This window comes from Cetobacterium sp. ZWU0022 (genome assembly GCF_000800875.1).
Taxonomy (GTDB): Bacteria; Fusobacteriota; Fusobacteriia; order Fusobacteriales; family Fusobacteriaceae; genus Cetobacterium_A.
Genome location: NZ_JRJZ01000188.1, coordinates 18,061 through 41,380, shown reverse-complemented (window position 1 = coordinate 41,380; position 23,320 = coordinate 18,061). Strand labels below are relative to the sequence as shown.

23 protein-coding genes and 1 pseudogene are annotated in these 23,320 nt (G+C 29.0%); 11 read left to right on the top strand and 13 right to left on the bottom strand.

The features are described from left to right. Positions 1 to 34 precede the first annotated feature (34 nt). Genes L988_RS12735 through L988_RS12725 form a run of 3 tightly spaced genes read left to right on the top strand, consistent with a single transcriptional unit; the run spans position 35 to position 3,651 of the window. Positions 35 to 898 (top strand): GDP-mannose 4,6-dehydratase, encoded by an 864-nt coding sequence (locus L988_RS12735; RefSeq protein ID WP_081990352.1) that lies wholly within the window; start codon positions 35 to 37, stop codon positions 896 to 898. A 1-nt stretch (position 899) separates the two neighbouring features. Next, complete coding sequence (locus L988_RS12730) at positions 900 to 2,222, top strand: UDP-glucose/GDP-mannose dehydrogenase family protein (RefSeq protein ID WP_047384808.1); 1,323 nt, start codon at positions 900 to 902, stop codon at positions 2,220 to 2,222. Between the two features lie 22 nt (positions 2,223 to 2,244). After that, on the top strand, positions 2,245 to 3,651 hold the full coding sequence (locus L988_RS12725; RefSeq protein ID WP_047384806.1) for a glycosyltransferase family 39 protein: 1,407 nt from the start codon (positions 2,245 to 2,247) through the stop codon (positions 3,649 to 3,651). 46 nt (positions 3,652 to 3,697) lie between these two features. On the opposite strand, the gene L988_RS12720 is transcribed toward L988_RS12725, so the two are convergent. The 4 genes from L988_RS12720 to L988_RS12705 are packed head-to-tail and all read right to left on the bottom strand — an operon-like array spanning position 3,698 to position 6,056. After that, positions 3,698 to 4,294, bottom strand: a complete 597-nt coding sequence (locus L988_RS12720) for a class I SAM-dependent methyltransferase (RefSeq protein ID WP_047384805.1) — start codon at positions 4,292 to 4,294, stop codon at positions 3,698 to 3,700. Then, positions 4,278 to 5,003, bottom strand: a complete 726-nt coding sequence (locus tag L988_RS13350; protein WP_052191856.1) for a phosphatase PAP2 family protein — start codon at positions 5,001 to 5,003, stop codon at positions 4,278 to 4,280. The genes L988_RS12720 and L988_RS13350 overlap by 17 nt, the downstream gene beginning before the upstream one ends. 11 nt (positions 5,004 to 5,014) lie before the next feature. Continuing rightward, positions 5,015 to 5,440 (bottom strand): hypothetical protein, encoded by a 426-nt coding sequence (locus tag L988_RS12710; protein WP_047384803.1) that lies wholly within the window; start codon positions 5,438 to 5,440, stop codon positions 5,015 to 5,017. A 28-nt stretch (positions 5,441 to 5,468) separates the two neighbouring features. Further along, positions 5,469 to 6,056, bottom strand: a complete 588-nt coding sequence (locus L988_RS12705; protein WP_052191855.1) for an FMN-dependent NADH-azoreductase — start codon at positions 6,054 to 6,056, stop codon at positions 5,469 to 5,471. A 154-nt stretch (positions 6,057 to 6,210) separates the two neighbouring features. Between L988_RS12705 and L988_RS13510 the strand changes: the two are divergent. Beyond that, positions 6,211 to 7,725, top strand: a pseudogene (locus tag L988_RS13510) (DEAD/DEAH box helicase family protein); the annotation flags it as partial. 526 nt (positions 7,726 to 8,251) lie between these two features. Here the strand turns inward: L988_RS13510 and L988_RS14000 are convergent. Together L988_RS14000 and L988_RS12690 are read right to left on the bottom strand one after the other, a co-directional pair. Continuing rightward, the gene (locus L988_RS14000; RefSeq protein ID WP_047384799.1) at positions 8,252 to 8,833 is read right to left on the bottom strand and encodes a bifunctional 2-polyprenyl-6-hydroxyphenol methylase/3-demethylubiquinol 3-O-methyltransferase UbiG; all 582 of its coding nucleotides are present in this window, start codon (positions 8,831 to 8,833) and stop codon (positions 8,252 to 8,254) included. Further along, a complete protein-coding gene (locus tag L988_RS12690; RefSeq protein WP_156111971.1) occupies positions 8,833 to 9,243 on the bottom strand; it encodes a hypothetical protein in 411 nt (136 codons plus the stop codon). Before L988_RS12690 ends, L988_RS14000 begins: the two co-directional genes overlap by 1 nt. A gap of 40 nt (positions 9,244 to 9,283) precedes the next feature. Between L988_RS12690 and L988_RS12685 the strand changes: the two genes are divergently transcribed. The 3 genes from L988_RS12685 (at position 9,284) to L988_RS12675 (ending at position 10,817) form a co-directional block, all read left to right on the top strand. Continuing rightward, positions 9,284 to 9,799, top strand: a complete 516-nt coding sequence (locus tag L988_RS12685; RefSeq protein ID WP_047384796.1) for a hypothetical protein — start codon at positions 9,284 to 9,286, stop codon at positions 9,797 to 9,799. Continuing rightward, the gene (locus L988_RS12680; RefSeq protein ID WP_047384795.1) at positions 9,792 to 10,169 is read left to right on the top strand and encodes a hypothetical protein; all 378 of its coding nucleotides are present in this window, start codon (positions 9,792 to 9,794) and stop codon (positions 10,167 to 10,169) included. The genes L988_RS12685 and L988_RS12680 overlap by 8 nt, the downstream gene beginning before the upstream one ends. Before the next feature lie 84 nt (positions 10,170 to 10,253). Further along, entirely contained in the window at positions 10,254 to 10,817 is a 564-nt protein-coding gene (locus tag L988_RS12675; RefSeq protein ID WP_047384794.1) for a recombinase family protein, read from the top strand. 28 nt (positions 10,818 to 10,845) lie between these two features. On the opposite strand, the gene L988_RS12670 is transcribed toward L988_RS12675, so the two are convergent. The 6 genes from L988_RS12670 to arsB form a co-directional block, all read right to left on the bottom strand. Beyond that, positions 10,846 to 12,021, bottom strand: a complete 1,176-nt coding sequence (locus tag L988_RS12670) for a M20 family metallopeptidase (RefSeq protein WP_081990350.1) — start codon at positions 12,019 to 12,021, stop codon at positions 10,846 to 10,848. Between the two features lie 36 nt (positions 12,022 to 12,057). Then, positions 12,058 to 12,876: a MetQ/NlpA family ABC transporter substrate-binding protein gene (locus L988_RS12665; protein WP_047384790.1), complete on the bottom strand. Its 819-nt coding sequence runs from the start codon at positions 12,874 to 12,876 to the stop codon at positions 12,058 to 12,060. 25 nt (positions 12,877 to 12,901) lie between these two features. After that, entirely contained in the window at positions 12,902 to 13,582 is a 681-nt protein-coding gene (locus L988_RS12660) for a methionine ABC transporter permease (RefSeq protein WP_047384789.1), read from the bottom strand. Next, complete coding sequence (locus tag L988_RS12655) at positions 13,563 to 14,597, bottom strand: methionine ABC transporter ATP-binding protein (RefSeq protein ID WP_047384787.1); 1,035 nt, start codon at positions 14,595 to 14,597, stop codon at positions 13,563 to 13,565. The genes L988_RS12660 and L988_RS12655 overlap by 20 nt, the downstream gene beginning before the upstream one ends. Before the next feature lie 290 nt (positions 14,598 to 14,887). After that, positions 14,888 to 16,513, bottom strand: coding sequence for an FAD-dependent oxidoreductase (locus L988_RS12650; protein WP_047384785.1), 1,626 nt, complete (start codon positions 16,511 to 16,513; stop codon positions 14,888 to 14,890). 28 nt (positions 16,514 to 16,541) lie between these two features. After that, a complete protein-coding gene (arsB, locus tag L988_RS12645) occupies positions 16,542 to 17,567 on the bottom strand; it encodes an ACR3 family arsenite efflux transporter (protein ID WP_047384784.1) in 1,026 nt (341 codons plus the stop codon). A 213-nt stretch (positions 17,568 to 17,780) separates the two neighbouring features. Here arsB and L988_RS12640 point away from each other — a divergent pair, with 213 nt between their 5' ends. The 3 genes from L988_RS12640 (at position 17,781) to L988_RS12630 (ending at position 20,662) form a co-directional block, all read left to right on the top strand. Beyond that, positions 17,781 to 18,659: an Rpn family recombination-promoting nuclease/putative transposase gene (locus L988_RS12640; protein WP_047384783.1), complete on the top strand. Its 879-nt coding sequence runs from the start codon at positions 17,781 to 17,783 to the stop codon at positions 18,657 to 18,659. Between the two features lie 104 nt (positions 18,660 to 18,763). Beyond that, positions 18,764 to 20,317 (top strand): ABC-F family ATP-binding cassette domain-containing protein, encoded by a 1,554-nt coding sequence (locus tag L988_RS12635; protein WP_047384782.1) that lies wholly within the window; start codon positions 18,764 to 18,766, stop codon positions 20,315 to 20,317. Positions 20,318 to 20,476: 159 nt separating this feature from the next. Further along, positions 20,477 to 20,662, top strand: coding sequence for a hypothetical protein (locus L988_RS12630; protein WP_047384781.1), 186 nt, complete (start codon positions 20,477 to 20,479; stop codon positions 20,660 to 20,662). A gap of 47 nt (positions 20,663 to 20,709) precedes the next feature. On the opposite strand, the gene L988_RS12625 is transcribed toward L988_RS12630, so the two are convergent. After that, a complete protein-coding gene (locus L988_RS12625) occupies positions 20,710 to 21,855 on the bottom strand; it encodes a (Fe-S)-binding protein (RefSeq protein ID WP_047384780.1) in 1,146 nt (381 codons plus the stop codon). A gap of 135 nt (positions 21,856 to 21,990) precedes the next feature. Between L988_RS12625 and L988_RS12620 the strand changes: the two genes are divergently transcribed. Next, entirely contained in the window at positions 21,991 to 23,316 is a 1,326-nt protein-coding gene (locus L988_RS12620; protein WP_047384778.1) for an NAD(P)/FAD-dependent oxidoreductase, read from the top strand. Positions 23,317 to 23,320 lie beyond the last annotated feature (4 nt).

Here is a 23,320-nt window from a genome sequence, read left to right as displayed (position 1 = left end):
AAAATAAACTCACTACTTCGAATAGTAAGATCAGATTTTTTTAGATTACAGTAAAGAGAAGAAAATAAACTCACTACTTCAAAAAGTAAACTCAAATGAATATTTTTTAGAGTACTGTGACCTTAAAGACGCTGAAAATTTAAATAAGATATTTAAAAATAATCAAATTGATATGGTTATAAATCTAGCTGGATTAGCTGGAGTTCGTCCATCTTTAGAAAATCCTATTGAATATGAAAAAGTTAATATTGGTGGCTATCTAAACCTTTTAGAGTGTTGTAAAAAATACAATGTAAAAAGATTTATTCAAGCTTCTTCAAGCTCTATATATGGAGATAATAAAGTAGTTCCATTCAAAGAAACTGATATTGTAGACTTCGCTATCTCTCCTTATGCTGCAACTAAAAAATCGTGTGAAGTTTTAGGTCATGTTTATTTCAAACTTTATAATATTGATAGCTTACAATTTAGATTCTTTACAGTTTATGGACCAAGACAAAGACCTGATTTAGCTATTCACAAATTTATTGATAAAATTTATAAAGATGAGAGTATTCCTGTTTTTGGAGATGGAGAAACATATAGAGACTACACATATATTGATGATATCATTGACGGTGTTGTAAAAGGTGTTCAATATTTAGAAAAAAATAAAAATGTTTATGAAATCATAAATTTAGGTGAATCTGATGCTATCTCTTTAAACTTTATGATTGAAACAATTGAAAAACATATGAATAAAAAAGCCAAAATAGATAGACTGCCAATGCAACCAGGGGATGTTAAAAGAACATTTGCAGAGATAGATAAAGCTAAAAACCTTCTAGGATATAATCCTACTACAAAGTTTGATGATGGAATCCAAAAGTTTATAAGATGGTATTTAGGAGGAAAATAGTATGAAAATCACAGTTATTGGAACTGGTTATGTTGGTTTAGTTCAAGGAGTTATTTTAAGTGAGTTCGGACATAAAGTAATATGCTTAGATATAGACGAAAAGAAAATTGAAAATTTAAAAAATGGAATTATTCCAATATATGAACCTGGTTTGAAAGATATTTTAGATAGAAATGTAGAAGAAGGTAGACTAAAGTTCACAACAAATAAAGAGTATGCTTTAGAAAACTCTGAAGTTATTTTTATTGCTGTTGGAACTCCGCCTGCGGATGATGGGTCTGCTGATTTAACTTATGTTTTAGATTGTGCTAAAGATATTGGAAAAAATATAAAAGATTACGTTGTTGTTGTGAATAAATCAACTGTTCCTGTTGGAACTGGAGATCTTGTTGAAGAAACTATAGAGAATGAATTGCTTAAAAGAAAGTTAAATTTAGAATTTGATGTGGTTTCAAATCCTGAATTTTTAAGAGAAGGGAAAGCTGTTAATGATTGTCTAAGACCTGATAGAGTTGTTGTTGGAACAGAAAGTAAAAAAGCTCAAGTTATAATGAAAAAAATATATGATGTTTTATATATAAATAAAACTCCATTTGTCTTTACAAATAGAAGAACTTCTGAGATGATAAAATATGCCTCTAATGCATTCTTAGCTGTAAAAATATCTTTCATCAATGAAATTGCTTTATTAGCTGAAAAAGTTGGAGCTAACACACAAGAAATCGCTCAAGCTATGGGTATGGATGGTAGAATATCTCCTAAGTTTCTACATTGTGGACCTGGATATGGTGGGTCATGTTTCCCTAAAGATACAAAAGCTATTGTTGAGATTGGAAAAGAATATGGAGAGGATATGAGTGTTATCGCTGCTGCTATCTCAGCAAATGAAAAACAAAAACAAAAAATGGTTGACAAAATAATCAGAGAAATGAATGGAGTCTCTGGAAAAACAATTTGTGTATTAGGATTATCATTTAAACCTGATACAGATGATGTTAGAGATGCACCAAGTATCGATATAATTAAAGGTTTGATTGAACATGGTGCAAATATAAAAGCTTACTGTCCTAAAGGAATTGAGGAAGCTAAGTGGAGATTAAAATCTTATAATGATAAAATAAAATATTATAAAGATGAAGAGAGTTGTACTCAAGATGCAGATGCGATAGTTTTAATGACAGAATGGAATCAATTTAGAGGAATTAATCTAGAAGAGTTGAAGAATAGAATGAATGATAATTTTTATTTTGATCTAAGAAATGTACATACTAAAAATTGCAGAGTAAGATCATTATTCAAATATTATCCAGTTGGGCAAAAATAAAACTTAAACTAGAGGAGAATTTATGTATCTAAAAATTGATGAAAACAAACAAAATAGAGAACGTTATAAACTATTTTTTATAATTTATTTTTTATTTATGATATGCCTCACTTTCTTTAGAGCCCCTGATTTAAGAAATGAACTAAAATATTTTTTAATTACAGATCAAATGTTAGCAACTAAGAACTTTGTAGTTTTAGGATATTTTAATGAACTTTATCCTGATAAGCCCCCAATTTATTTCTGGCTACTAGGAGTTATTAGAAGTATTAGCAAAGATTCTTTCTATCCATTGGCTTTAATATTTGGAAGTGTCATTCCTGCTTGGATTACAGGAATTTTAGGTTTTAAATTATTCAAACTTTATTGGAGTGAAAAAATGGCATATTTATCTCTTGCTATTTTTATAACACTTCCATATTTATTAGGTATCTCTTTAGTTCTTCGAATGGACTATCTAATGACTGCTTTCATTTTTGGAGCTTTATACATTTTCTTTAAATCATACTCTGAAAAAGATAAAAAGAAAATTAGTTTTCAAAATATATTTCTAATCTATCTATTTATAGCTCTTGGAGTTCTTGTAAAAGGTGGAGCAGCTATAGTTATTACTATACTTACAATTTTAACGTTTCTATATTTAGATAGAAATTTAAAATATTTAAAAAATATAAAACCAATATTTGGATTTGGAGTTATTTTAAATATTCTAGGCTTTTGGCTTTTACTGATCTCAACTTCATCTAATGGGAATGAGTATATATCTCTTCTATTAGGTCAAGAAACTATTGGTAGAATGGTAAAAGCTAAAACTCACACAAGACCAATCTATTATTATATTAAAAATCTTATTTTCACGGTTTTGCCTCTAACACCATTTCTTGTGAGAGGTTCTATAAACAGTTTAAAAAATATAAAACTTAGACATAAATGGAAACTTGTGGATAAGATATCATTAAGCTTATTTCTACCTAATTTACTATTTTTCAGTTTAATAAGTGGGAAACTAGATATCTATTTACTTCCTCTATATTATGGAGTTGTTGTTATTGCCTTAAGATTTATAGAACACGAATGGAGTGGAACAAAAGAATCAATTTGTAAAAAGATATTATATATCAATGTTGGGATAGGAGTTTTATGTGCTGTTGCTCTTCCTTATTATAATAAAAATTACACTATGATGGATGCTATAAAGATATTGAAAGAAAACACTCAAAATGTTTATAGCTACAGATTTAATGATGCTAAAAATATTTTAACTGAAATTAATAAAAAATCTTTAGATGATCTACCATTAGACGAGCTATACAAAATAAATGAAGGAGAACTTCTGCTAGCAAGAAAAAAATATTATAAAGATATCCCACTTCAAAACTTTAAAGAAGTATACTCTAATAACGAATATATAATTTTAATCAGAGAATAACTTCAAACAAAAAAATCCTTCCCTTTTTTAGAAGAGAAGGATTTTTTTATTTTTCAGCTACTATAAATCTAACCACATCGCCTAACATTATATTTCGACTAGTTACCTTTGAAAAACCGGTATTTCTAATGGTTTTTTCAGTTTCTCTTATAAGAGATGTCCCTAATATAAGTTTTGTAAAAATATTTAAAAATCTAAGAGCTAAGTTTATTATTTCATTTTCACTTCTCATGTGTTCTATAAAAACAGCTTTTCCACCAGGTTTAAGAACTCTATACACTTCAGCAATTCCTTTTTCAGGATTAGGAACTGTACAAAATACACACGAGGAAAATACTGAATCAAAAGTTTCATCTTCAAAGCTCATATTTTCAATATCCATATCCAAAAGAGTTATATTTTTCATATCCAATAACTTTGACTTTTTTTTAGCTAACTCTAACATTCCAATTGAAAAATCTATCCCTGTTACGTCAGCATCTTTTGGATAATATTCTAAAGAAGCTCCACTTCCTATTCCAACTTCTAAAATTTTTCCATTTAACATTTGAACAGCATTTTCTTTTATACTTTTCATAGGCATATTTCGCTCTATCTTATCAAATAATTTTGCAATTCTGCTATACTTATCTTTTGTTTGCATAAACTCCTCCTAAAATTGTACCTATTACTGCACTTGTAAATACATCGCTCATCCAATGTGCTGATAAACAAATTCTTGAAACTCCTACTAAAATAGCTAGTAAAAAACACAATATTTTTATAGAGGTTTTTTGAGATTTAAAAGCTAAAAAAGAATAGCTACAAAATGCTACCATCGTATGTCCTGATGGAAATGACATATAAGTTCCTTTAAAAGGAATCTCTCTTTCTAAAATATCTTCAATAAAATAGAATCCAGAGCTGTTCCACTCTAAAAATGGACGACTTCTCATAAATATAATTTTTAAAATAGTTGATATACTCACACCTAAAATCATAACAATTATCATACCTAAACTAGTATTTTCTAATTTTACAATAGATTTTATTTTTGAATATAAAAACATTGGAAAAACTAGTAATGCAACATACTCTGGTTCACCTAGATGTGTAATTATTTTAAAAATTTTTGTATACTCTATATTTAAATCTGGATGAAGAGAAAAATATCCTGTAGGATACTTATTAGAAATAAAAAAAGCCATCTTTTTATCTATAAATAATATCAGAACAAGAATTAAAATCAAGTATAAAATTAAATACTTCAAATAATCTATTTTAAATTCAAATTTTACTGTTAATAAATCTCTTCGTTTTATAAAGATATAGCTAATCAAAAATATCAATAATACTATTCCTAAAAGTTTCATATTCCACTCTCTTATAAATCAGATTTTTTTATTACATAATCTCCAGGTCCTTCATTGTTAGCTTTTTCTAACAATAAAGCCATCTGTTTTTTAAAATGATCTGTTGAATCTGTGGCACCAGCTACACTGTCCATCTTTTCTAAATTTTTTCCAGATTTAAAATAGTTTTCTGGAATCATTTTAGAATACATACTTGGATTCACTCCTACTTTTTTTAACATATCTGTATTATAATTTTTATCTTGAGAAGCTTTTTTTCCACTTTTCTTAATTCTATCATGTGTTGCTTCAACAACCTCACCATTTTTTACAACCATCTCTGTATATGGATACCAAAACCAAATTGAGCCATCACTCACAACAGTATATTTACCATCTTTCAATTGTGCGTTAGCTATACTAGAAATTGCTATCATTAATAATAAAATTTTTTTCATAACTCTATCCTCCTAAAAACTTGATTTTTTAGAAACCTTTACTCATACTTTTAACTTTATTTAAAAACTCTGGAAACTTTTCCTTTGCTTTTACTGGATCTTTATCTGTATTTTCAAATATTATCTTCTTAAAATTCTTTATTCCCATAAATCTAAAGATAAAACGAACATATCTTTCATCCCAAGCTATGAGTGAAAGAGGAAATGGATATGCTCCACCTCTACTTCCTATATAGATAGCTTTTTTATCTTTTAATAGTCCTTTTGGAATTCCATTAGAACTATATCTAAATGTCACTCCTTTTGCAACAATATGATCTATATATGATTTCAAAATTGAAGGAGTTGTTAAATTCCACATAGGAGCACACACAATATATTTATCAAACTCAGAAAAATATATTGCTTCTTCACACATTTTTCCAGAACGTTTATTTATTGCATTAGATAAAGTTTCATAGCTCAAATGTTCCTGTCCTTTTTCATATAGATCCATTATTTCTATTTCGTGAGTTGGATTTTGAATTTTATATTCTTTTATAAATTCCATTCCTGCTCTTTTACTATAAGATTCCTCTATTGGTTTTGGATTGGCTAATATACATAGTACCTTCATAATTATCTCCTTTTGTAACTAAATTTAAAAATATCTTTATTCATATATTTTTACGGTTTTTTTGAAAAAATCCTCTATTATAAATGAAAGTTTGAAATCTATTTTTTTTATGTTACAATAATTTCATAATAAATCTTAAAAGATTGGAGACTCTATGTTAATTAGTAATAACAAAGTTACAATGTATGAAAGTTTAAAAAACTCTATTAATTTATCCGAAGAGATAATTATTAATGTCTCTTTTATTCGTGATAGCGGATTAAAGTTACTAATTCCAGAACTTACAAAAGCTCGTTCTGAAGGTAAGTCTATCAAGATACTCACGAGTGACTATATGAACGTTACAGAGCCTAATGCTTTATATAGATTACTCGATATTCCTGGTGTGAAAATTTTTAAAAATCCTGAAAAACCTTCATTTCATCCCAAAACTTATATTTTTAAAAATAAAAACAATGTTGAAATATACGTCGGTTCTTCAAATATCTCATACTCAGCTTTAATCTCTGGAGTTGAATGGTCATATCAATTTTTTGGAGATACACAAAACAGTGATATCAACAATATATTAACAGAATTTGAAGAGCTATACGAAAAAAATAGTTTCGAATTAACCTTAGATTGGCTCAGAAAATATGAAAAAAACTATAAAAAAAAGGAGTTTCAAAATTATATAGACCCTGACTCTTCAAAGAGTTCAATTGAAGAGATCGAACCAATAAAATTTCAAGTTCCAGCTCTTTATGAGTTATCAAAAACAAGAGAGGAGGGCTTCAATAAAGCTTTAGTGATTGTTGCAACAGGACTTGGAAAAACATACCTATCGGCTTTCGATTCTAAGAATTTCAATAAAATTCTTTTTGTCGCTCATAGAGATGAGATTTTAAAAGATGCTCAAAAAACTTTTGAAACTATCTATTCAGATTCTAAAAACTACGGATTTTTCAATGGATCTACAAAAGAAACAAAAAAAGATATTATATTTGCAAGTGTTCAAACTCTTTCTAAAAATGATTATCTTTCTGAAGATTATTTCTCAAAAGACTATTTTGATTATATAGTTGTAGATGAGTTTCATCACAGTTCAGCTAAAAGTTACTCTGAAATTTTAAACTACTTTAAACCGAAATTTCTTCTTGGATTAACTGCAACTCCTGATCGTGCTGACTCTGGTGATATTTATAAGTTATGTGACTACAATATCGCTTACGAATGCGATCTCAGAGTTGCTATTAATAATGGTTGGCTAACTCCGTTTCAATACTTTGGAATTTATGATGACACTGATTATTCACTTATTCCTTGGCGTGGAGGAAAATATGATTTAGAATCTTTAGAAAACTCATTGATTGTAGAAAAAAGAGTCCAACTAATTTTAGAAAAATATTTGAAATATCGTAAAAAAAGTACTATCGCTTTTTGTGCTAGTGTAAAACATACTAAAGTTATGCATAACTATTTTTTAAAAAATAAAATAAAAAGCGCTATAGTTTTAGGAGAAACTTCTATTTCTGATCGACAAAATATAATTAAGAAATTTAAAGAAGGAAAATTAGATATCATATTCACTGTTGATATTTTTAATGAGGGAATAGATATTCCATGTATAGATACAGTTTTATTTTTAAGACCTACAACTTCTTATACAATTTTCATGCAACAATTAGGTAGAGGGCTTAGAACTTATCCCAATAAACATCACTTAAGAGTTCTTGATTTTGTTGGAAATTATAAAGGTTCTGAATTAAAGCCTTCATTTTTAACTGGATTCAGAAAAAATGGTAATTTACCAAAATCCCCTTTAGATGAAAACTTTATTCTTCCAGAGGGCTGTACTGCTAACTTTGATTTTAAAATTATAGAGCACTTTGAAAATGAGGAAAAGAAAAGAGAGCCCCTTCATCAAAAAATGATTCAAGATTATCTCAATGTTAAAGATTATTTAAAGAAAACACCTACTATTATGGATATCTATACATTTGGAGAGTATCCAGTTTCTCTGTATATAAAAGAATACGAGGGTTGGTATAATTTCTTGAAAACAGTTAATGATTTAAATGAAAAAGAACTACAGTTTACTCAAAAAGCAATCGACTTTTTAAAGCTTTTAGATACAACCGAAATGACGAAATCTTACAAAATTCCATTATTTTTAAGTTTGTTTGAGGTAGAGCCTAAACGAACTTCATCTTTTTTTAAATTTTCTTTAAAATTACATTTAACCACTTTTCATCTCCTCTACCAACTCTCACATCTGATGTTTCAAAAATATCTTCTAAATAAAAGTCACTTTTCTCAAGTAGCTTTGAAAATCTTTCTTTTGTAAAGCATGTAAATTTTCTATCATTTTTTTCATAATCTTGACTTCCAACCTTAAAAGAAGCGTAAACAACTCCATTATTTTTAAGAGAAGTGTATATTTTATTTAAAGTTTCTAAAATCTCTTCGTAAGAAAGATGTAAAAGAGAAGCACAAGCCCACACTCCAATAAATTTATCTTTGAAATCTATATTTTTCATATCAATTACGATAACACCTTGCCCAATATATTTCGAAGCTTTCTCTGCTAAAACTGGTGATAAATCAATTGCTGTAACTTTATACCCTAATTCTATAAAGTATTTTGAATCTCTTCCACTTCCGCAACCTAAATCTAATATTTCACCAGTTTCTTCAGATAAATTTTTAATAAAATAGTTATAGTTGTAACTCATATCCGCTTTAACTGTATCCTTGAAAAAATTTTCTGCATTTTCATTATAAAATTTAACCGACATTATTTTTCCTCCATATACTTTCTATTAAAGTAGTTTATATTACGATAGTTTAATCTATCTAAGATGTTGTTTAATAGCATATAATTATTTTTAATTTCATTATACAACTTTTCATTTAAATAAAAAATATTATTTTTATATTCAAAAAAGTCTTTATTTTTCTCATTTTTAGTCAAATATTTTATAGGATTATCTTTTGCTAAATTCATAAAGTTTTTCAATTCCCAATTTTTCCAATCAGTATGTTTTTTATTATTTAAATCTTTTCCATGCAGTTTATTATCATAAAATTGTTTAAAATACTTTCCTATCTCCTCTAATTCTATACTCTGTTTAGGCTCTACCTCAAATGGAAACAATAAAAGACAAGTTGTAGTAGAGTCAAATGAAGAACTAATATCTTTATACAAAAGTTTCTCTGAGAAAATTAAAGCTACAAATGGAGCTTCTATGTCTGAATTAAAAAAATATGGATTCAAATACTCTTCAACAGTTTTATTGAGACGTTTTGGAAATTGGAAAACTGTAAAAGAGCTATCTGGATTTACATTTAAACTTGGTTCTATTTACTCTAAAGAGGATATCGTCAAAGCGTTACTAATAGCTCGAGCAGAGAAAGGACGAAGGCTTTCACAAAGTGAAATCAACAAAAATAAAGAGCTTCCATCTCTAGAAACAATTTTGAAATTTTTCAAGACTACTAAAATTTCCAAAGTATGGGATGAGATTGAAAAAAACTTAGAAAAAACAACTACCGAAGGAAAAATATACTCTCTTGAGGAGATTAAAGATTTACTATATAAACAATATTGTTTGAAAGGTTCAACTCTAACTATTTCTGAGATTGAAGTTCTCACAAAACAAGGAATTCTTCCTGGCAAAACAACAATATACAGACATTTTAAAACATATAAAATCAAAGAGATTTGGAAAATAATCTTAGAGGAGAAATCAACACATGAATAAAATTAAACAAGTTTTAAAGAAATACTGGCCTTCAGAAAAAGTTAATACTTTCTATGAAAAATTAGAAATCTCTTTTCCAGTATATAAAATAGAGTGTCTCGAATTTTTTATAGAGGATATTTTCATTCAAAATCCAAAAGTTTCCTCTTCTGATATTTTTTCATATACAAAAAATATGGATGCCTTTCTAAATTCTGAAGAGTTTCTCATTGATTTTTTTAAGTGTACAAAAACTTTAGAGGGAGATTTAATCGCATCTAAATTAGAAAATAACCCTTTAGAAGTTGAAAGAATAGTAGAGGAACTCTTGAAAAAAGAGAAAATTAAATTCAAAGAGAATGAAAATCAATTTATTGTTTGGTACCTTTAATCCTTCAATTATAATACTATTATTTAAAGCTATTATGGATTATAATATAGCTTTATTACAATAATTTATTTTAAGAGGGATTTTATGAAGATTGGATATGTTCGAGTCTCAACAGTCGAACAAAATGAAAAACGACAATTAAAAAAAATGAATGAAATGAAGATTGACAAAATATACATCGAAAAAATATCCGCTAAAGATATTAAAGGAAGAACTCAATTAATAACTATGTTAAATGAAGTTGTTGAAGGCGACACCATTTATGTCCACGATTTTTCAAGATTGGCTAGGTCAACAAAAGATCTCCTATACATCACTGAAATTTTAGCTCAGAAAAAGGTGGCTCTTATATCTTTTAAAGAAAATATAGATACTTCGACTGCAACTGGAAAACTAATGCTAACTATGATTGGAGCTATAAATGAGTTCGAAAGAACAAACCTTTTAGAAAGACAAAAAGAAGGGATTTTTCTAGCCAAAGAGTTAGGAAAATATAAAGGACGCAAACCGATTCCTTTTCCCGATAACTGGGAGAATATCTATGTAAAATGGAAAAATAAAGAGATATCGCCCTCATTTGCTATGGAAAATTTAAATCTAAAAAAATCTACATTTTATAAGTTAGCTAAAGAGTGGGAGAGGAAATAATCCTCTCTCATTTTTATCTCTTTTTGAATTACTTTTTTGTAGCTTCAAAAGCCTCTTTAACTTTTAATAATTCACTCTCATTTAAAATCAATTTAAGTCCTAAAAGTGCCAAAGCTTTTCCTCCTAAAATAACAGCTTCATCTCCAGCTAAAGAACCTGCTGCATCATTAAACTCATGAGTGTGTCCAATAACACATGAATCACAAATTTTAATATTTGGATGAATTGTTGGAACAATGTGACTTACATTTCCAACATCTGTTGAACCCATACTTTTCTTAGAATCCACTAAAACTTCTACTCCTAACTTTTTCATAACATCAACATAAAGATCATCAAAATATCTTGTTTGAACTAAGTTATCAACTCTATTTTGGAAACTAGAAACTTTCGACTTACATCCAGTCATAAGAGCAGCACCATCTGCTATATCCACAATTTTTTGTGTAACCTCGTCACACCCCTCTTTTGTTGCAGCACGAATATAAAATCTAGCTTTTGTATAATCTGGAATTATATTTGGAGCATCCCCACCATGAGTAATAATCCCGTGAATTTTTATATCTGATGTAACATGCTGTCTCAATGTAGCTATTCCATTGAAAAAATGTAATAAGGCATCTAAAGCATTTTTTCCACTTTCTGGAGACCCAGCAGCATGAGCAGACTTTCCAAAGAATTCAAAATCCAAGGGATTTACAGCCAAACTATTTTTTGTTATTGAATGCTCACTACTTGGATGAATAATCATAGCAGCATCTATTCCTTCAAAAAGATTCTCTCTCACGAATGAACCTTTTGCACTTCCATTTTCTCCTCCCTCTTCTGCAGGGCACCCATATATAACTACTTCTCCTGGGACATTTTCCAAAGAATCAGCAAGAGCCACTCCACCAGCCACACTTATTCCCGCTATAACATTGTGTCCACAAGCATGCCCTAAATTTGGCAAAGCATCATACTCAGCTAAGAACGCAAGTTTTGGATACTCTCCATGAATTGATTTTTTTCTAGCTATAAATCCTGTTTTATGTCCAGCTATATCTCTTTCTACATCAAACCCCTTCGACTCCAAATAGTTTGTTAGCAACTCAGATGCAAAATACTCCTCATTTCCAATTTCTGGATTTTTATGTATATTTTGACTTAAACTTATAAACTCATCTCTATTCTCATTTAAAAAACCTATTATTCTATTTTCCATTTTAAATCCTCCCAATTTTATCTTTTTTATTTTTATTTAAAATACAGCTATTGACGACCCTTTATAATAATCATCTATTATTTTTTTATTCTCAGCAGTTTGATATATCTCTAAAACTCTTTTTATTTCAGGGTTATTTTGATTATCCTCTCTTGCTGCTATAATATTAAAGTATGGTTTCAATCTCTCGTTTTTGAAGTCTTCAATAAATATTGAATCTTGCAGAGGCGAATACCCAGCTTGAACAGCAACCCCATTATTTATAGCTGCCACATCTACATCCTCTATTGATCTTGGAATTTGTGTTGCTACAAGCTCAACAATTTTTATTCCTTTCGGATTAGCTACTATATCTTTAACTCTTGGAAATGCTCCTGCTTCTTTATTTAAAGTTACTAATCCTGCATCTTGAAGTAATAATAGTGCTCTTCCACCATTTGAACTATCATTTGGTATTGCTACTGTTGCCCCATCTTTTAAAGCTGATAAATCAGTTATCTTTTTAGAATATATCCCCATCGGTGCTAAAACCGTATATCCTAAATTTACAATACTTAACTTATGCTCTTTCTTAAAATTATCAAAGTATATCTCAGTTTGAAAAGCATTTATATCTATCTCTTTTTCCTGCAAAGCTAAATTTGGTCTTATATAATCAGCAAAATTTATAAACTTCAACTCTATATTCTCTTTTTTTAATTCATCTCTAACATTTTCCCAAATAACATTCTCATCTCCATTTATTCCTAACTTTACAATCTTACTTCCTGAAGTTACATCTTCTGATTTTTTTCCACAACCTACAACTCCTAAAATAGATAGCACTACTAATAAAATAACTCTTAATTTTTTCATAATCTCTCCTCCGATGTTTCAATTTTTATTTTTTTATTCTTTTTAATATTTTTTCTCCAGACCATTGAATTGCTGTAATCAAAGTCACAAGTATGACAATTGTTACAACCATAATATCCGTTTTAAAATGTTGATATCCATATCTTATTGCAAAGTCTCCAAGACCTCCTCCACCAACAGTTCCTGCCACTGCTGAAAATCCAATCAAACTAACTGTTGTTATAATAAGAGCATATATAATTTCAGGTAGAGCTTCTCTTAGTAAAACTCTATAGATTATTTCAAAAGGTGTTGAACCCATTGAATACGCTGCTTCTATAACTCCTGAATCCACTCCCAGAAGTGCTGATTCAATCTGTCTAGCCACAAAAGGTGCTGACCCAAATATAAGAGGAACAATCGCTCCTTTCAATCCAATAGTTGTTCCCATAAAAAATCTTGTTACAGGAATCAAAGCTGCAAGTAAAATCACAAATGGAATTGATCTAAACACATTTATAATCTTCCCCAAAATACTATTGATTAAGTTATTTTCTAAAATTCCATCTTTTCTAGTCACAACCAAAACTATCCCCATTAAAAGTCCAATCAGCGTTGAGATTGTTCCTGCTATAGATACCATTAACAAAGTTTCTCCCATGGCACGAACCATCTCATCTTGATACTTAATTACATTTTCTAAAGAACTATATAGCTTTTCTACCATCTTTTAAAACCTCCGTGTATATATTATTTTTATTTAAGTAATCTAAGGAATTTTGGATATTTTCCTCTTCCCCTTTCAATTTCACAACCAAGTTTCCTATTGGTGTTTCCTTTATAATCTCTATATTTCCAAAAAGGATACTACCATCAACATCATAATCTCTTGATATTTTTGAAATGTAAGCCTCCTCTGTATTACTACCAACATAAGCTAACTTAATTATTTTTTCATCGCCTTTTACAAGAACTGTGTTTAAATAATCATTTATCTTATCACTGTTGAAAACTGAGGATAAAAACCTTTTTGTTATTGGCTCTTTCGGTCTCGAGAAAATATCTATAACATCCCCCTCTTCTTTTACAAACCCATCCTCCATAACAATAACTCTATCACAAATCTCTTTTATAACCTCCATCTGATGAGTTATCAAAACAATGGTTACTCCTAAATCTTTATTTATTTTTTTTAGTAGTTTTAAAATAGATACTGTTGTTTCTGGATCTAGGGCTGAGGTTGCTTCATCACAAAGGATTATATCTGGATTATTCGCTAACGCTCTAGCTATTCCAACTCTTTGCTTTTGTCCTCCCGAAAGTTGTGATGGATAACTACTTTTTTTATCTTTTAATCCAACTAAATCCAACAAACTATTTACTCTTTCATCTATCTCAGCTTTTGAAAGTCCACTGCCTTTCAATGGGTAAGCTATATTTTTAGCAACTGTCCTACTTCTCATCAGATTGAAATGTTGAAATATCATCCCAATTTTTTTTCTTTTCTCTCTAAGCTCTCTCGCATTTAAAGACCCTAACTCAACTCCATCAATTAAAACTTCTCCAGAACATGGTGTCTCTAAAAGATTTATACATCTCAGCAGCGTACTTTTTCCAGCTCCAGAATAACCTATAATTCCTGTAATCTCTCCTTTTTTAAAATCGAAAGATAGTTCTTTTAATGCCTCAACACTTTGACCTTTACTCTCATAAGTTTTTATAATATTCCTAAGTTGTATCATATCTATCTCCTCCAAATATTTTATATTTTTAATTTTTTGAAAAAATTGTATAAAAAAAAGCTTGAGATTTAATCCCAAGCTTTATGTTAACAACTTTATTCCTTGGGAGCTCTCTTTTTGTAAGCAAAAATGAGTTCGTCCCAAAATTAAAAATTAATTTTTGGTTCCAACTCCCATAGGCATCATATTCATCATTGTAGTTTTTGATATTAAATTATAGTTCATCATTTAACTACTCCTTCGATAAATTATTTTTAAGTATACTAACATATGAAATTTTAGAAGTCAAATTATTTTTTATTTAAAGTTGAATAGTTTGAATATCCACCAGAAATATTATATGCATCGAACCCTGAATTTAAAAGGATATTTTGCCCCATATTTCCTGTAACACCTTTATTGCAATGAACTGCAATTTTTTTACTTTTATCCAACTCTTTTACTTTTTCTCTTAAAGTTTCTAGAGGTATATTTATAGCGTCCTCTATATGTGCCGCTTCGTATTGAGATTTACTTCTAACATCTATAACCAAGAATTCATCTCTTTTCTCTTTCAACTCTTTTGGAGTTACAATTTTATTTTTTCCATTTATAGCATTATCTAAAATCATACCTGTATAATTTACAGGATCTTTTGTTGTTGAGAAAGGTGGTGCATAAGCTAAATCTAGATGGAATAGTTGGTCTACTGTCGCTCCAAATGTTAAAAGTGTTGCAAAAACATCTATTCTCTTATCAATACCATTTTCACCTAGCATCTGAACACCTAAAAGTTTGCCAGTTTTTCTATCTGCAATCGCTTTTATTACCATCTCTCTAGATGCTTCTAAATACTCTGTTTGATTTGGTTTTATATTGTGAATTATCTCGATTGAATATCCTTTTTCTAAAGCTTCTTTCTCATCTAATCCAGTGCTAGCAAAGGCCATATCAAATATTTTGAAAATTGACGTTCCTAAAATGCCTTTAAACTCTAAATTTCCACCAGTAAGTCTATCTCCTAAAATACGTCCCATCTTATTTGCTGTTGACCCAAGTGGAACATATGTTTCCTCTCCAGTTAAAAGTGAATATGTTGTAGCACAATCTCCAGCTGCGTAAATATCTTTCAAATTAGTTTCTAAATGACTATTTACTCTTATCGCTTCGCTTTTTCCTAACTGTATTCCTGATGATTTTAAAAACTCTACATTTGGAAGTACTCCAACCGCTGCTACTATAAAATCAACTTCTAAAGTTTCTCCATTTTCAGTACTAACTATTTTTCCATCCTCAGAAATATTTTTTATCTTATCGTTTAAAATTAGTTTAACACCTTTTTTAGCTAGATATTTCTCTAGATAGATACTTATTTCTGAATCCACTCTTCCTATACTAGAATTCATCTCAAGAACAGTTACCTCTATTCCTCTTTGAGCTAAGTTTTCTACCATCTCAAGTCCAATATATCCAGAACCAACTATCAAAGCTTTTTTAGGAGACGTTTCATGAATAAACTTTTTTAATTTATCTCCTGTTTCAACATCTCTTATATAGAATATATTTTCATTATCAAAATCGATTTTCCTAGGTCTCGCTCCTGTTGTAATTACTAGCTTATCATATGAATCTTCAAAAACCTCTTTGGTTATTTCATTTAAAACCTCTATCTTTTTTAAATCTGGATTTACAGATAAAACTTTATGGTTTATATTAAGCTTCATATTAAAACGAGATTCGAACCATTTAGCATCTCTTGGAGTTAGATTTCCTCTTTTTATATAATCCTCTCCAATGTAATATGGAACTCCACATCCAGAGTAACTTATATCTGATCCTGAAGTATAAGCCACAATCTCTACCTCTTCGCTATTTCTACGAGCTTTTGCTATAACAGATGTCCCCGCTGCTACTGCTCCAACTACAACTATCTTCATTTTTCCTCCCAAATTTACTTAATTTTAATTACGCTTTTACAAAATATTCTCTTGTTTTATTAGATATTCCGACTAGTATTAACATCACAGGAACCTCTACTAAAACACCAACTACAGTTGCTAATGTAGCACCTGAATTCAAGCCAAATAAAGATATTGACACTGCCACTGCTAACTCAAAGAAGTTACTGGCCCCAATCATTCCTGCTGGTGAAGCTATCTCATGAGGAAGTTTCCAAACTTTAGCCCATCCATATGCTAAGAAGAAAATAAAGAACGTTTGAATTGTTAATGGTATAGATATTAATAAAATATCCAAAGGATTGTCTATTATTTTTCTTCCTTGGAAAGAGAAAATTATTGTTAATGTCAATAGTAATCCTGTTATCGTTATTTTATCAAACTTTTTTATAAATATATTTTTAAAATAATCTAGTCCTTTTGATTTTATAATATAATGTCTTGAAGTTACACCTAAAATTAGTGGAATAACTACAAATAAAACAACTGAAAGAATCAGTGTATCATATGGAACAACAACATTACTTATTCCTAATAATAGTACTACAATTGGTACAAAACCTATTAATAATATTAAATCATTCACAGCAACTTGAACCAAAGTATAAGCTGGATTTCCTTTTGTAAGTTGACTCCAAACAAAAACCATAGCTGTACAAGGTGCTGTACCTAAAAGTACGGCTCCAGCAATATATTCATCTGCTAAATTTAAAGGTATTAAATTTTTAAAAATAACTTTAAAGAATAACACTGATATAGCATACATTGTAAATGGTTTAATTAACCAGTTAGTTACACAAGTAACTGTTAATCCTTTTGTATTTTTTGTTGCATTCATTATAGATGTAAAATCGATTTTCAACATCATTGGATAAATCATAAGCCAGATTAAAATAGCTACTGGTATTGATACATTTGAATATTCAAAAAGAGCTAAAGTCTCTGGTACTACTGGTGCAAATATTCCAATTGAAACCCCTAAAACTATACAAATTCCTACCCAAATTGATAGGTATTTCTCAAAAAATCCCATTTTTCCTCCTAAATATTAATTTTTTCACATGAATAATCAATTATAATTTATCACAAAGCTTTTCTTTTGTAAATAAGAATATTATTATTTTCTAATATTATAAATAAAATCATATTTTGTATATTTTTTAAATAAAAATATCATTTTTTTATTTTTTGAACTGATTCATATACTATGGTATAATCTAAATAAAACTAAAAGGAAGTGATTGAAATGTGTACGAAATTATTTGAACCAAAAGTTGATTATGTATTTAAAAATCTATTTGGATCAGAAAAACATCCAAGAATATTGATATCCTTTTTAAATGCATGTATAAAACCAGAAAGTCCAATAGTTAGTGTTCAACTAAAAAATACAGAATTATCAAAAGAATATATTGAAGATAGTTTCTCTAGATTAGATGTTTTAGCTAAAACAGATAAAGGAGAGATAATAAATATTGAAATGCAAAGAGCTGATGAAAAAAATATGATAAAGCGTAGTCTTTACTATTGGTCAAAAGCTTTTTCTGGAGAATATGGAGGAAAAAGTAGATATAGGGAACTTCCTAGAACTATCTGTATAAATGTTATAGATTTTAATCTTTTGTTAGAAGAAAATTATCATAATAAATATATTTTAAAAAATGCTAAAACTAGTAATATTTTAACTGATACTATGGAAATACATTTTATTGAACTGCCAAAAATGAAAGAGATTGATACCAAAGACGCTCTTAGTATGTGGACAGCATTTATAAATGATCCAAATGATGATAAAGTTATCGAACTAGAAAGCATGCTTGAAGAACTTCATGAAGCTCGAATTGAATTAGCAAGAATAAGTAGAGACCCAAAAGAAGCTGAAAATTATAGACTTCGTCAAAATGCGATGAACGAAAGAATGAATGCACTTTTAGAAGCTGAAGATAAAGGAGTTGCTAAAGGCATAGCTCAGGGTATGGCTCAAGGTATAGCTCGAGGTATCGCAGAAGGAGAAAAATTAGCTAAATTAGAAATTGCTAAGACTTCATTACAAAATGGATTAAGTCCTGACATTATAACTCAAATAACTGGATTAACTATTGAAGAGATTGAAAATTTGAAATAAAGATATTTTAAATAAACCCTATATCATTTATTCAAAATTTATGATAAAATTTAAATATTGTTTGTAAAAAATAAATTTAATAAATAGATTAGGAGTAAAAATTTATGAGTATTTTAGATGTAAAAGACGTAAGTCATGGATTTGGTTCTAGAGTTATTCTTGAAAACGCCTCATTCAGACTTTTAAAAGGTGAGCATGTTGGTCTTGTTGGAGCCAACGGAGAAGGAAAATCTACTTTCCTTAACATTATAACTGGTAAACTTATGCCTGATGAAGGTAAAGTTTCATGGTGTAATCACATAACTACTGGTTACCTTGACCAATATAGTACTTTAGAAAAAGGAAAAACAATCAGAGATATCTTAAAATCAGCTTTTGCTGGAATGTTCCAACTTGAACAAGACATCATGGATCTTTATACAAAAATGGGAGATTGTACTCCTGAAGAGATGGACGAAATCTTAGAGGAGATTGGAGAGATTCAAAGTATCCTTGAAGGAGGAGATTTCTATAATCTTGACTCTAAAATAGAGGAATATGCAGCTGGATTAGGTCTATTAGATATCGGACTTGAAAAAGATGTATCAGAGCTTTCTGGAGGACAAAGAGCAAAGATTCTTCTAGCTAAAGTACTTCTAGAAAATCCAATGATTCTTATACTAGATGAGCCTACAAACTTCCTAGATGAAGATCATATAATCTGGTTAAAGAACTTCTTACAAAACTATGAGAATGCTTTTATTCTAGTTTCACACGATATTCCATTCTTAAATGATGTTACAAACGTAATTTATCATATAGAAGCTGCTGAGTTAACTAGATATACTGGAGACTACTACCAATTTAGAGAGATGTATGAACTGAAAAAGAGACAAATCGAATCAGCTTATAAAAAGCAACAAAAAGAGATTGCTCATCTTCAAGATTTCATAGCTCGTAACAAAGCTAGAGTTGCTACGACAAACTTAGCAAAAGATAGACAAAAGAAACTTGATCGTATGGATATAATTGAGATTGCTAGAGAGAAACCAAAACCAATATTCGGATTTAAAACTGCTCGTACTCCATCTAGAGAGATTATAACAGTTAAAGATCTTGTTATCGGATATGATGAGCCATTAACAAAACCACTTAACTTCACAATTGAACGTAATCAAAAAATTGCCATCAAAGGAGTTAACGGTTTAGGAAAATCAACTCTTTTAAATACAATCTTAAAAAATATAAAAGCTTTATCTGGGGAGATTGAGCATGGACAATTCTTAGAAGTTGGATACTTCAAACAAGAAGAGGAAAGTTCAACAACAACTGCTCTAGATGAGTTCTGGAATGAGTTCCCTGGACTTACAAATGCAGAAGTTAGAGCTGCTCTTGCTAGATGTGGATTAACTACTGACCATATCACAAGTCAAATGCGTGTTCTTTCTGGAGGAGAAAATGCAAAAGTTAGACTTGCTAAAATCATGAACCGTGAAATAAACTTCTTAGTTCTAGATGAGCCTACAAATCACTTAGATATTGATGCTAAAGAGGAACTTAAAAGAGCAATAAAAGAGTTTAATGGAACTGTTTTAATGGTAAGTCACGAACCAGAATTCTATATGGACGTTGCTACTGAAATTTGGAACGTTGAAGATTGGACAACTAAAATTATATAAATTTATATAAAATCTGTTGATAATTTATCAGCAGATTTTTTTATTAAAAAATTTTTAAACTTTTCAAAAAAAACTTGCTTTTTTTCATTTAACAGTTTATAATTTATTCATAAATGAAATCATTACAAATTTAAAAAAGTAATAAAAAGGAGGCATATAATGAAAATATTACTAGCAACTTCTATTCTTACTTTATCTTTAATGGCATACAGCACAGAAAAAACATATTCAGTTCCAGCTACTGGTACTTTAATGAAATATACAACTCAAGATAATAACAACAAGAACTTAGATACAAAATATTTTTCTGCAACAGGTTCGTTAGCTTTTTATAACAATAATTAATTAATAAAAAATCCACTAATTTTATGATAAATCAGTGGATTTTTTTATTATTTTTTTAATTTTATTTTAGTTTTATATCTATTTAGCCATGCATTTAAAGAATTAGAATTTTTCTTTTTCAAATCTCTCTTATTGTGCTGCTCTCCAAATATTAAATCAACTATATGAAGCGTTTTTGTTTCTCCAACTTCTAAAGCCTCTCTACATCCAGCACAATATGTCAAAATATTTCCTGTGCTACTGCTTTCTGCTCTTTTTTTCCTAACCTCTTCACTTATCTCTGAAGCAACCGTAGCTACCATTCCTCCGAGTCCACAGCATCTTGTTTTCTCCTTCGAGTATTCAAACTCCTCATATTCATATCCCAACTCATTCACAATCCACCTAACTCCATCTTGAATGGACTTCTCAAATCTAGTTGGACATGAATCATGAATATTAAATTTAAGATCAGATCCGATTCCTATATTGATTTTTTCTTCAGGCAATCCTATTTCTGGTAGTAGCTCCCACAAAGATATTATTTCTATATCTAAATCTTTCTTAAACATCTTATAACATGATTGACATGCAACAACTATTTTTTCTACATTTTTTTCTTTAAATTGTTTTTCTAACTTTTCAAATTTTTTAGAAAATAACTCTGCCTCTCCAATATCTCTAGTTGGTTTACCACAACATGCTAACATCGATTGAACACTGTTATCTAATCTATCATTCAGATGATTTAATATGCTTTTAACCCCTGAAGGAGTGTAAGATGATAAAGAACACCCTGGAAAAAATAGATATTTTACATTTTCTTTCTGTGGATCAATATCTTTACTAAAAAATTTAGTCTCTCCTAAATATTGATGAACTTGTACACCTTTATGACCTTTTAAAGGCGATTTTCCACTATTATCTTTAGTATACTCATCTCTTAAATCTTGAAAACTAGATTTTAAATCTAATTTTTTCGGACAAACTAATTTACATTGATCACAAAGATTACAAGAAAAAGCTATCTTTGAATCCATATTTTTATATCCTTTTTCTAGATATTCACTGAATAACTCTTTCGGGCTTTCAGTATACCTATACATCATCGGACACTCTTTCATACAAAGTTTACAACTAGATTTTTTTCCAGAAGTTGCTAAACAGTTATCAGCTATATATTTCATTTTTGATTCCATAATTTTATTTGACATGAATTCTCCTCTATCTATATCTTTATTTTCATCAAAATAACTAGTAACTTTTTTGTAACTGATTGATATAGTGTAATTAATATGTTACATTATATATTATACTATAATTGTCATCATATTTTAAGGAGGTTTTTTATGTACCATACAATTGTTTTAGGCGGTGGAGCAGGTGGACTTACAACTTCTATTGGACTTGCATCTGCTGGAAAAAAAGTTCTTCTTATTGAAAAAGAAAATCTTGGTGGAGAGTGTACTTGGAGTGGCTGTATCGCTTCTAAAAGCTTTATCTCTGCGACTAAAACTTCTAAAAATCTAAAAGAGGTTTTAGAGAAAACTCTTAAAAATGTACATAAAGTTGGTGACAGTGAATTACCACATATCTCTAACTTCAAAAATATAGACTTAGTTATTGGTAAAGGAAGTTTTGTAGATAAAAATAGTATTATTGTAAACGACACTATATACAAAGGAAAAAATATTGTAATCTCTACTGGAAGTTCTCCTTTTATTCCAAATATAAAAGGATTAGAAAAAATTGATTACTTAACAAACCAAAATTTTTTCTATATAAAAGATGATTACAGTAGTATGATTATGATTGGAGCTGGGATAATCTCTTTAGAACTAGCTTTTCCTCTTAAAAAACTTGGAATAGATGTCACAATTTTAGAAAAATCTAACCTTTTTCTTCCTAATATGGAAGATGAAATTAGAGAGTTCTATTCTAAACGATTAAAAGAAGAGGGTATTGATTTATTTTTAAACTGTGAAGAGATAGAGATTTTATCTTTTGATGAATCCAATAAAAAAGTTTTAATAAAAACAAATCACAAAAATTTTGAAACTGAAAAAGTTTTTATATCTACTGGAAGAGTTCCTAATTTAAAAGATTTAAATTTAGAAAAAGCTGGTATTGAGTTCAACAATAAAGGCATTGTTGTTGACAAATATATGAGAACATCATCTAAAAATATATTCTCTATTGGAGATGTAGCATCACCTCTTAAATTTTCACACGTAGCTGGATATCACGGTGAAACAGTTGTCAGAAATCTTCTGTTCCCTTATATTATGAAATCGATAGATTATTCTAATATTCCTTGGACAATATTTGGTGAAACTGAGGTTTCTAAAGTTGGACTGAGTGAAGATGAAGCTAAAACTAAATATAAAAAAATATATACATACAATTTGGATGAAAATAATGATAGAAGTTTAATCACGTTTGAAAAAAATTTCTATTTAAAGGTTATTTGTGACAATAAATTTAATATTGTAGGAGCTACATGCATAGGTGAAAGAGCTGGGGAACTTATTGGCTTTTTACAACTCATGATTGGAAATAAAATTAAGTTTTATAAAGCTATGAAATCTATTCAAGCTTACCCTACATATACTTACTATATAAGAAACCTGTCTAAAAAAGCTTATATAGATCATTTAAAAAGCTATTTACCATAATCTA

Coding starts and splice junctions, on each gene's coding strand:
- L988_RS12730 (WP_047384808.1), top strand. CDS start 900: ATGAAAATCACAGTTATTGGAACTGGTTATGTTGGTTTAGTTCAAGGA.
- L988_RS12725 (WP_047384806.1), top strand. CDS start 2,245: ATGTATCTAAAAATTGATGAAAACAAACAAAATAGAGAACGTTATAAA.
- L988_RS12720 (WP_047384805.1), bottom strand. CDS start 4,294: ATGCAAACAAAAGATAAGTATAGCAGAATTGCAAAATTATTTGATAAG.
- L988_RS13350 (WP_052191856.1), bottom strand. CDS start 5,003: ATGAAACTTTTAGGAATAGTATTATTGATATTTTTGATTAGCTATATC.
- L988_RS12710 (WP_047384803.1), bottom strand. CDS start 5,440: ATGAAAAAAATTTTATTATTAATGATAGCAATTTCTAGTATAGCTAAC.
- L988_RS12705 (WP_052191855.1), bottom strand. CDS start 6,056: ATGAAGGTACTATGTATATTAGCCAATCCAAAACCAATAGAGGAATCT.
- L988_RS14000 (WP_047384799.1), bottom strand. CDS start 8,833: ATGTCGGTTAAATTTTATAATGAAAATGCAGAAAATTTTTTCAAGGAT.
- L988_RS12685 (WP_047384796.1), top strand. CDS start 9,284: ATGTCTGAATTAAAAAAATATGGATTCAAATACTCTTCAACAGTTTTA.
- L988_RS12680 (WP_047384795.1), top strand. CDS start 9,792: ATGAATAAAATTAAACAAGTTTTAAAGAAATACTGGCCTTCAGAAAAA.
- L988_RS12675 (WP_047384794.1), top strand. CDS start 10,254: ATGAAGATTGGATATGTTCGAGTCTCAACAGTCGAACAAAATGAAAAA.
- L988_RS12670 (WP_081990350.1), bottom strand. CDS start 12,021: ATGGAAAATAGAATAATAGGTTTTTTAAATGAGAATAGAGATGAGTTT.
- L988_RS12665 (WP_047384790.1), bottom strand. CDS start 12,876: ATGAAAAAATTAAGAGTTATTTTATTAGTAGTGCTATCTATTTTAGGA.
- L988_RS12660 (WP_047384789.1), bottom strand. CDS start 13,582: ATGGTAGAAAAGCTATATAGTTCTTTAGAAAATGTAATTAAGTATCAA.
- L988_RS12655 (WP_047384787.1), bottom strand. CDS start 14,597: ATGATACAACTTAGGAATATTATAAAAACTTATGAGAGTAAAGGTCAA.
- L988_RS12650 (WP_047384785.1), bottom strand. CDS start 16,513: ATGAAGATAGTTGTAGTTGGAGCAGTAGCAGCGGGGACATCTGTTATA.
- arsB (WP_047384784.1), bottom strand. CDS start 17,567: ATGGGATTTTTTGAGAAATACCTATCAATTTGGGTAGGAATTTGTATA.
- L988_RS12640 (WP_047384783.1), top strand. CDS start 17,781: ATGTGTACGAAATTATTTGAACCAAAAGTTGATTATGTATTTAAAAAT.
- L988_RS12635 (WP_047384782.1), top strand. CDS start 18,764: ATGAGTATTTTAGATGTAAAAGACGTAAGTCATGGATTTGGTTCTAGA.
- L988_RS12630 (WP_047384781.1), top strand. CDS start 20,477: ATGAAAATATTACTAGCAACTTCTATTCTTACTTTATCTTTAATGGCA.
- L988_RS12625 (WP_047384780.1), bottom strand. CDS start 21,855: ATGTCAAATAAAATTATGGAATCAAAAATGAAATATATAGCTGATAAC.
- L988_RS12620 (WP_047384778.1), top strand. CDS start 21,991: ATGTACCATACAATTGTTTTAGGCGGTGGAGCAGGTGGACTTACAACT.